Raw genomic sequence first — 276 nt, 5'->3', positions numbered from 1 at the left:
AAGAGCAATATCATCAATACCTTTTGACAATTCTGCAAAATAAAGGTTGGTTAAATCCGGTACAATTAACCCAACCGTAGTAGTTCTTTTGGACGCAAGGCCTTGAGCTACGGCATTAGGTTGGTAGTGCAACCGGTTGATTACTTTCATTACTCGATCGCGCGTATCTTTACGCACATTTGTATTGCCATTAACTACTCGTGAAACTGTGGCCATTGATACTTTAGCCTCACGAGCTACATCATAAATTGTAATATCTTGTTTACGCATTCTTGG

General features: G+C 39.9%; 1 protein-coding gene. It reads right to left on the bottom strand.

Translation table 11 applies throughout. The annotated features are described in order from the left end of the window. On the bottom strand, positions 1-276 hold a 276-nt coding region (locus H3V04_RS09330; RefSeq protein WP_232342688.1), incomplete at both ends, for a LacI family DNA-binding transcriptional regulator.

This window comes from Bifidobacterium sp. M0353 (genome assembly GCF_016100645.1).
In the GTDB taxonomy this organism is placed as follows: Bacteria; Actinomycetota; Actinomycetes; order Actinomycetales; family Bifidobacteriaceae; genus Bombiscardovia; species Bombiscardovia choladohabitans.
Note: the sequence above shows the minus strand (reverse complement) of the source record. Positions and strands in the feature narration are given on the sequence as shown.